Consider the following 7,015-nt stretch of genomic DNA (forward strand, 5'->3'; position numbering starts at 1 on the left):
GGGCACAAGCGATGCCGGAGTGCCGGCACGGTTCTGATGCAGGAGTTTCCCATGGCACAGCAGCTCTCTCCGGATGTCGTCTATCACTCCTACGCCCTCTTGCGGCGTGGCCAGCACAAGTGGGATGGGTGGTACGACGTCCTGCAGGCCAACGGCCGTCCGCTGCGCACCTTCGTGCGCGTGCCGTCCCGCGAAGGCTTCGACGACCCGGAGCTGGCCTGCCAGGCCGCCGAGATCCTGGCCCAGTGGGATCTGAAGGCCCCCGGGGCCGCCGTCCGGCCTTGATGAGGGTCTCACGCCAGAAGGTCGTGCCGATGGCCTGGCGGCTGGCGGTGGTGGGGTGCTGCGCCGGCCTTCCCGTCGCGGCCCCGGCGGCGGTCTATAAATGTGTGGAGGAGGGCCGGGTGGTGTTTGCCGACCGGCCCTGCGCCTACGTCCATCCGTCCGGTCCGCCGGCCGCGGCGCAGCCGGTGCCGCCGGCGATACGGGCTGCCGGGGCCGCTGGCGCGGCGGTGCCGCCGCCCGTCGAGCTTCGCCCGGCCCGGCGCTGAGCCCGCCGGCGAGGCATCGCCGACGCGCCATACGCCTTCTTTCAGCCCCCCGCGTGCAGCCCCCGACCGGGGGGCATTCCTTCAGATCACCAGCTGGGTGCCCAGCTCCACCACCCGGTTGTTCGGGATCTTGAAGAAGTCCGTGGCGCTGGTGGCGTTCTTCGACATGAAGGCGAACAGCCGCGCCCGCCACGGGTTGATCCGCCGCCCCAGCACGCCCGGTATCACCGTTTCGCGGGACACGTAGAAGGTGGTCTCCATCATCTCGAAGGGTTCGCCGAAGCGCTTGCACTGCTCGAGGGCGAGGGGGATGTCCGGGTCTTCCATGAAGCCGTAGCGGATCACGATGCGCATGAAGCCCTTTTCCATGGGGTGCAGGTAGAGCCGGTCGAAGTCATTGACGTAGGGCGTGTCGGTGGTCTCGACGGTCACCAGCGCCACCCGCTCGTGCAGGATCTGGTTGTGCTTGAGGTTGTGCAGCAACGCTGCCGGCACGCCTTCCTTCGAGCTCGTCATGAACACCGCGGTGCCGCTGACCCGGTGGATGTCGCTGCCGATCGCCGGGAGGAAGGCCGACATCGGGATGCCCTGCTTGGCGAGCTCGCGCCGCACCAGCTTGCGGCCCCGGCGCCAGGTGGTGAGCACCGTGAAGGAGATCAGCCCCATCACGATGGGGAACCAGCCGCCTTCGGGGATCTTGATGACGTTGGCGGCGAAGAAGGCGATGTCCACCAGCAGGAAGGCGCCGGCCACCAGGGCCACCACCAGCGGGTGCCAGCGCCACAGCAGGACCATCACGAAGGCCACCAGGATGGTGTCGATCAGCATCGTGCCGGTGACGGCGATGCCGTAGGCGGCGGCCAGGTTGGACGAGCTCTTGAAGCCCAGCACCAGGGCCACCACCGCGAAGTAGAGGGTCCAGTTGGTGAAGGGTACGTAGATCTGGCCCTGCTCCTTGCCGGAGGTGTGCACGATCAGCATGCGCGGCAGGAAACCCATCTGCACCGACTGGCGCGCCACCGAGAAGGCCCCCGAGATCACCGCCTGGGAGGCGATGACGGTGGCCAGGGTGGCCAGGATGACCAGCGGGATCAGCGCCCACTGGGGGCCGAGGTGGAAGAAGGGGTTCCTGATGGCCGCCGGCTCGTTGAGGAGCAGCGCACCCTGGCCGAAGTAATTGAGCACCAGCGCCGGCATCACGAAGCCGAACCAGGCCAGCCGGATCGGGAAGCGGCCGAAGTGACCCATGTCGGTGTACAGGGCCTCGCCCCCGGTGACCGCCAGCACCACCGAGCCGAGGGCCAGGAAGGCCAGGCCCGGGTGGGTGCCGATGAAGCGGATCGCGTAGATCGGGTTGAGGGCCGCCAGCACGTCGGGGTGGCGGGCGATCTCGAGCACGCCGAGCAGCCCCAGCACGCCGAACCAGCCGATCATCACCGGGCCGAAGAACAGGCCCACGGTGCCGGTGCCGCGGCGCTGGATGAAGAACAGACCGCTCAGGATGCCCACCGTCAGCGGCAGCACGTAGGGCTTCAGGTCGGGGGTGATGATCTCCAGCCCCTCCACCGCCGACAGTACCGAGATGGCCGGGGTGATCATGCTGTCGCCGTAGAACAGTGCGGCGGCGAAGATCCCGAGCAGCGAGATGAGCCAGGTGACGACGCGGTGATGGGAGCGCTCGGTGATCAGCGACAGCAGCGCCAGCGAGCCACCCTCGCCGCGGTTGTCGGCGCGCATGATCACGCTGACGTACTTCACGGCAACCAGGGCCACGATCGACCAGAACACCATCGACAGGATGCCGAAGATGTTGTCGGGCGTGATGGGGATGGGGTGGTGCCCGTTGAAGATTTCCTTCAGGGCGTACAGCGGGCTGGTGCCGATGTCGCCGAAGACGACGCCGATGGCGCCGATCACGACCGGCGCCAGAGGCTTTTTGGAGTGCGGGTTGGACACTGTCGAGACGCTTTCAGTGGATGACGGATCGCCGCCAGGCCCTCGACTTCGGGGCGCGGCCGGTTGCCTGCAGCGTATGCACGCGTGGGCCGGATTCTCCCCTCTTTGGCGATGGTTTTGTTGATTCGTCTCAACGGAACACCCCCGGGGCCGGGCTTTGCCCAGCCCGCCCGCCGAGGGGATTCAAGGAAACCTGGGCTTGCCCTGTGTTTCCTTGAAAGCGGCCGGCGATCGCGGTGTCCCCGCGCTCGCCGTGCCTTGTGGCGTGTCAGGCCCCCGGGGTGATGCCGGCCTGCGTGCAGGCGGCTTCCAGGCGGGCGGAGGCTGCGTCGAAGTCGAAGTCGCGCAGGGCGCTCTGGAGCGCGGTGAAGTCGTCGGGGAAGGCGGCGCGCAGCAGGGGGGCGTGGCTGTCGAGCAGCCGGCGGGCCGAGACGTCCCAGTTGGCCATCAGGCCGGTGAGCTCCCGGCAGACCTGCTCCAGCAGGGCCCGGTCGATGGCTTCGGCGTCGGCCGTGGTGGTGTCTTCCGGCGGCAGGCCAGCTTCCAGGGCATCGACGAGGGCCGCCAGCGCAGCCTCGAAGTAGGCCAGCCTTTCTGCCACCGGCCCGGCGGCGGCGCCGTCGCGCAGGGCCGCCTCGAGGGACTGGGCCGCGGGCTGCAGGCGCACTGCGCCGAAGGTGCCGGCGAGACCCTTGACGGTGTGGGCCCGGCGGGTGGCTGCGGCCCGGTCGTCCCGGGCGAGGGCATCGGCGATGGCCTGAGCGGCGTCTTTTTCGGAGGCGATGAAGTCGCGCAGCAGGGTGGTGTAGAGATCGACGTCGCCTTCCATGCGACGGAGCCCGGCGGCCGGGTCGAGGCCGTCGATGGGATGCGGAAAGGCCTGCGCTGGCGTCATGTTTTTCTCTTTCAGATCCCTTGTCTGCTGCAGCGGGGTAGTGGCCGGCACCACGGGCGGCCGGGCATCAGGTGCGGACGGGCCGCTGCGCGGGGGCTTTGAGGGGGCTTGCTGCCCGCCGGCGGGCGGGCTCGCAGCGTGAGCGCCGTGCTGGCTCAGGCCGCCATGGCCTTGCAGGCCTTGGCGCATTCGGCGCAGCTCTCCATGCACTCCTTGCAGGGCTTGTGCTTGTCGGCGTGCTTCTTGCACTCGGCCTCGCAGGCCTTGCAGACGTCCACGCACAGGGCGGCCAGGCGGGGGGCGAACTTCGATTCGGCGGCGGCGAGGGAGATCAGGGCGCGGCACGAGGCGAGCATCTCGCGCACGCTGGTGGCGCAGGCGGCCATGGCCTTGTCGCCTTCGCCGAGCAGCATGATGCAGTGGGTGAGGCAGACTTCGCCCTTCTCGATGCAGATGCCGGCGGTGTCGAGCACGGCCTGCCACGGGTGGGCGCCGTCGTGGTGGTGGTGGCTGTGGTCGGCGGCCTGGGCGGTGCCGGCGGCGGCGAGGAGGGCGCCGGTGGCGAAGAGGGCTTCACGACGGTTCATGGTGTTGGCTCCGTTGGTTTACTGGGTGGACTCGGCTGCGCCGTCGAGGCGGCGGGCTTCTTCTTCGCTGATGTATTCGAACACCCGCACGACCTTCTGGACACCCTTGGTGGTGCGGGCGATCTCGGTGGCGGCGCTGCCTTCGCGCTCGGTCACGAGGCCCATCAGGTAAGTGGTGCCGGCCTCGGTGACGACCTTGACCTGCTGGACGTGGAAATCCTTCTGGTCGACGAAGCGGGCCTTCACCTTGGAGCTGATGTAGCTGTCGTTGGCGCGGTTGCCGAGGCTGCTGGTGGGGGCGACGCGCAGCTCGTTGATCACCTCGCGCACGTTCTCGACGCTGGTGGCAAGGCGGCCGGCTTCTTCGCGGCTCTCTTCGTTGAAGGCCTCGCCGGTGAGCAGCAGCTTGCGGTTGAAGGCGGTGGCGTTGACGTGGACCTTGTCGCCGAGGCGGTCGGAGATCCATTTGCCGGCCTTCCATTCGATGCCTTCGTCTTCGACGTAGGTGCCGGAGCTGCGCCGGTCGGAGACCATCGCCACGGCCATGCCGGTGCCGCCCACGATGACGGGGATGCAGCCTTGCACGGCGCCGAGGGTGGCCACGGCCAGGGTGGCCAGGGCGAGGTGCTTGCGGATGGGGTTCATTCTTCAACTCCGAGCAGGAGGCAGTCGATGCCGTCGCACAGACAGTGGAGGGTGAGGAGGTGGACTTCCTGGATGCGCGCGGTGCGGTCGGCGGGCACGCACAGGTGCACGTCGTCGGGGCCGAGCAGGGCGCCGATCTCACCACCGCCCTTGCCGGTGAGGGCCACCACGCGCATCTCGCGCTCGTGGGCGGCATGCACGGCTTCGATCACGTTGGGCGAGTTGCCACTGGTGGAGATGGCCAGCAGCACGTCGCCGGGCTGGCCGAGGGCGCGCACCTGCTTGGAGAAGACCTGCGAGAAGTCGTAGTCGTTGGCGATCGAGGTGAGCGTGGAGCTGTCGGTGGTGAGGGCGAGGGCGGCCAGGGGCGGGCGCTCGAGCTCGAAGCGGTTGAGCAGTTCGGCCGCGAAGTGCTGGGCGTCGGCCGCCGAGCCGCCGTTGCCGCAGGCGAGGATCTTGCCGTTCGACATCAGGCTGTGGGTCATTGCGTCGATGGCGGCGGCGATCGGGTCGGCCATGAACTCCAGGGCTGCCAGCTTGGTCTGGGCGCTGTCGGTGAATTGCTGGGCGATGCGGGCGACAAGGTCCATTGGAGGCTCCGGAAAAAGTGTCTCGGATTCTAGCATCGGCGCCGGACGCTGGGCCCGGGGCCTGAAACTCGCTTACAAACCCACGTACACGTCGACCCGCAGGCGCTTCCAGGGGTTCGGATCGCGGCTGAGCCGGCCGATGCGCGCGCCGATCGGCGTGCCCTTGTCCATCTCGGCGGCCACCGCCCGGTTGTCGCTGCGGGGCAGGTAGCCGAGCTTGGTGCCACGCCATTCGACGCGCACGGCGTGGGGGTCGTGGCGGTTGTCGGATTCGCGGACGAGGGCCAGGCGGTCGCCCTCCTGCATCTCGTCCCACAGGATCTTGCCGGCGTAGTACTGAAAGCCCGCCAGCGGGGCGCTGTGCACCAGCACCTGGATGCGCTGGGCCGCGGCGGGGGTGGGGGCCAGGACCAGGCAGAGGGCCAGGCTCAGGGCAAAGGTGAGCGCAGCGAGACGCCTAGGAGGCATCGAAGGCGCCCCGGATCCAGTCGATGCGGGCCGGGTCGAGGCGGTCGAGGAGGATCGCGTCGAAGCGGCAGGGCTGGTTGGCGTGACGCCGGCCGGCCCCGCCCAGCCACATCTGGGCGGCGAGGATGATGCGCTGCTGCTTGGCCGCGGTGATGCTCGCCGCGGCGCCGCCGAAGCGGCTGTCCTGGCGCAGACGCACCTCGACGAAGACGATGCAGCCGCCGTCGTCGGCGATGAGGTCGACCTCGCCGCCGCGAAAGCGCACATTGCGCGCCAGGATGCCCAGCCCGTGGCCCTGCAGGTAGGTGGCCGCCAGGGTCTCGGCGGCGTGGCCCCGTTTGAGGTGGGCGGCTTGCGCCGGGGGGGCGTCGCGCCCACAATCGGGCTCCTCCGCTTTTGCCCGCCATGTCTGCCATGCTCCCAATATCTTCTGACGCATCCGTCGCTTCTCCACTCTCAAGGACGCCGTCATTGTATGTGGTGGCTACGCCATTGGGAAATCTTCAGGACATGAGCCTGCGCGCGCTGGCGGTGCTGAAGGCCGTCGACGCGGTGGCCGCCGAGGACACCCGGCACAGCCAGAAGCTGCTCGACGCCTTCGGGATCACCACCCGGCTGGTGGCGCTGCATGAGCACAACGAGCAGGCCGCCGCCGGCCAGGTGATCCGGATGCTGGAGGAGGGCCGCCACGTGGCGCTGATCACCGACGCCGGCACGCCGGCCGTCTCCGACCCCGGCGCCCGGGCGGTGGCGCGCATCCAGGAGGCCGGCTTTCCGGTGGTGCCGGTGCCGGGCGCCTGCGCGGCGATTGCGGCGCTGTCGGCCTCGGGCCTGGCCGACGGCCACTTCCACTTCCATGGTTTCCTGCCAACCAAGTCGGCGGCCCGCAAGGCGCAGCTCGACGCGCTGCGCGGCGTGCCCGGCACCCTGGTGTTCTACGAGGCGCCCCACCGTATCGCCGAATGCCTCGACGACATCGCCGCGACGCTGGAGCCGGGCCGCCAGATCGTCGTGGCGCGGGAGCTCACCAAGATGTTCGAGCAGATCGCGCGCATGCCGCTGCTGGATGCGCCGGCCTGGCTGGCCGCTGACCCCAACCGCTCGCGGGGCGAGTTCGTGCTGCTGGTGTCGGCCGCGCCGCCCGCCGAAGGCCTGCCGCCGGAGGCCGAGCGGGTGCTCGGGCTGCTGCTGGCCGAGCTGCCGGTGAAGCAGGCCGCCAAGCTGGCCGCCGCGATCACCGGGGCGCCAAAAAACGCGCTCTACGAGCGGGCGCTGGAACTCCGCGAGGGCTGAGCCCGGCGAGGCCTCTCAAGGAAACGCCGA

General features: G+C 69.5%; 10 protein-coding genes. 3 read left to right on the forward strand and 7 right to left on the reverse strand.

Annotated elements, in window-relative coordinates; genetic code table 11:
* The first annotated feature begins 51 nt into the window (after window positions 1-51).
* Complete coding sequence (locus ZRA01_RS15605) at window positions 52-285, forward strand: hypothetical protein (protein WP_141353873.1); 234 nt, start codon at window positions 52-54, stop codon at window positions 283-285.
* A complete protein-coding gene (locus ZRA01_RS21285; protein WP_141353875.1) occupies window positions 285-551 on the forward strand; it encodes a DUF4124 domain-containing protein in 267 nt (88 codons plus the stop codon). The genes ZRA01_RS15605 and ZRA01_RS21285 overlap by 1 nt, the downstream gene beginning before the upstream one ends.
* Before the next feature lie 81 nt (window positions 552-632).
* Here the strand turns inward: ZRA01_RS21285 and ZRA01_RS15615 are convergent, their stop codons facing one another.
* The 7 genes from ZRA01_RS15615 to ZRA01_RS15645 all read right to left on the reverse strand — a co-directional run bounded on the left by ZRA01_RS15615 (window position 633) and on the right by ZRA01_RS15645 (window position 6,131).
* On the reverse strand, window positions 633-2,507 hold the full coding sequence (locus ZRA01_RS15615) for a potassium transporter Kup (protein WP_246093692.1): 1,875 nt from the start codon (window positions 2,505-2,507) through the stop codon (window positions 633-635).
* Between the two features lie 268 nt (window positions 2,508-2,775).
* A complete protein-coding gene (locus tag ZRA01_RS15620; RefSeq protein ID WP_170182994.1) occupies window positions 2,776-3,402 on the reverse strand; it encodes an Hpt domain-containing protein in 627 nt (208 codons plus the stop codon).
* A gap of 155 nt (window positions 3,403-3,557) precedes the next feature.
* Window positions 3,558-3,989: a four-helix bundle copper-binding protein gene (locus ZRA01_RS15625; protein WP_141353879.1), complete on the reverse strand. Its 432-nt coding sequence runs from the start codon at window positions 3,987-3,989 to the stop codon at window positions 3,558-3,560.
* Between the two features lie 18 nt (window positions 3,990-4,007).
* Window positions 4,008-4,634, reverse strand: coding sequence for a BON domain-containing protein (locus ZRA01_RS15630; RefSeq protein ID WP_141353881.1), 627 nt, complete (start codon window positions 4,632-4,634; stop codon window positions 4,008-4,010).
* The gene (locus ZRA01_RS15635; RefSeq protein ID WP_141353883.1) at window positions 4,631-5,224 is read right to left on the reverse strand and encodes a phosphoheptose isomerase; all 594 of its coding nucleotides are present in this window, start codon (window positions 5,222-5,224) and stop codon (window positions 4,631-4,633) included. The genes ZRA01_RS15630 and ZRA01_RS15635 overlap by 4 nt, the downstream gene beginning before the upstream one ends.
* 72 nt (window positions 5,225-5,296) lie before the next feature.
* Window positions 5,297-5,692: an HIRAN domain-containing protein gene (locus ZRA01_RS15640; protein ID WP_141353885.1), complete on the reverse strand. Its 396-nt coding sequence runs from the start codon at window positions 5,690-5,692 to the stop codon at window positions 5,297-5,299.
* Window positions 5,682-6,131 carry a YraN family protein gene (locus ZRA01_RS15645; RefSeq protein WP_141353887.1) on the reverse strand — a complete coding sequence of 150 codons (450 nt, stop codon included), beginning with the start codon at window positions 6,129-6,131 and terminating at the stop codon, window positions 5,682-5,684. The genes ZRA01_RS15640 and ZRA01_RS15645 overlap by 11 nt, the downstream gene beginning before the upstream one ends.
* A gap of 32 nt (window positions 6,132-6,163) precedes the next feature.
* Here ZRA01_RS15645 and rsmI point away from each other — a divergent pair, with 32 nt between their 5' ends.
* Complete coding sequence (rsmI, locus tag ZRA01_RS15650) at window positions 6,164-6,985, forward strand: 16S rRNA (cytidine(1402)-2'-O)-methyltransferase (RefSeq protein WP_443096951.1); 822 nt, start codon at window positions 6,164-6,166, stop codon at window positions 6,983-6,985.
* Window positions 6,986-7,015 lie beyond the last annotated feature (30 nt).

The organism is Zoogloea ramigera, assembly GCF_006539865.1.
Lineage (GTDB): Bacteria > Pseudomonadota > Gammaproteobacteria > Burkholderiales > Rhodocyclaceae > Zoogloea > Zoogloea ramigera.

Coding starts and splice junctions, on each gene's coding strand:
- ZRA01_RS15640 (WP_141353885.1), bottom strand. CDS start 5,692: ATGCCTCCTAGGCGTCTCGCTGCGCTCACCTTTGCCCTGAGCCTGGCC.
- ZRA01_RS15625 (WP_141353879.1), bottom strand. CDS start 3,989: ATGAACCGTCGTGAAGCCCTCTTCGCCACCGGCGCCCTCCTCGCCGCC.
- ZRA01_RS15645 (WP_141353887.1), bottom strand. CDS start 6,131: ATGCGTCAGAAGATATTGGGAGCATGGCAGACATGGCGGGCAAAAGCG.
- ZRA01_RS15605 (WP_141353873.1), top strand. CDS start 52: ATGGCACAGCAGCTCTCTCCGGATGTCGTCTATCACTCCTACGCCCTC.
- ZRA01_RS15630 (WP_141353881.1), bottom strand. CDS start 4,634: ATGAACCCCATCCGCAAGCACCTCGCCCTGGCCACCCTGGCCGTGGCC.
- ZRA01_RS21285 (WP_141353875.1), top strand. CDS start 285: ATGAGGGTCTCACGCCAGAAGGTCGTGCCGATGGCCTGGCGGCTGGCG.
- ZRA01_RS15620 (WP_170182994.1), bottom strand. CDS start 3,402: ATGACGCCAGCGCAGGCCTTTCCGCATCCCATCGACGGCCTCGACCCG.
- ZRA01_RS15635 (WP_141353883.1), bottom strand. CDS start 5,224: ATGGACCTTGTCGCCCGCATCGCCCAGCAATTCACCGACAGCGCCCAG.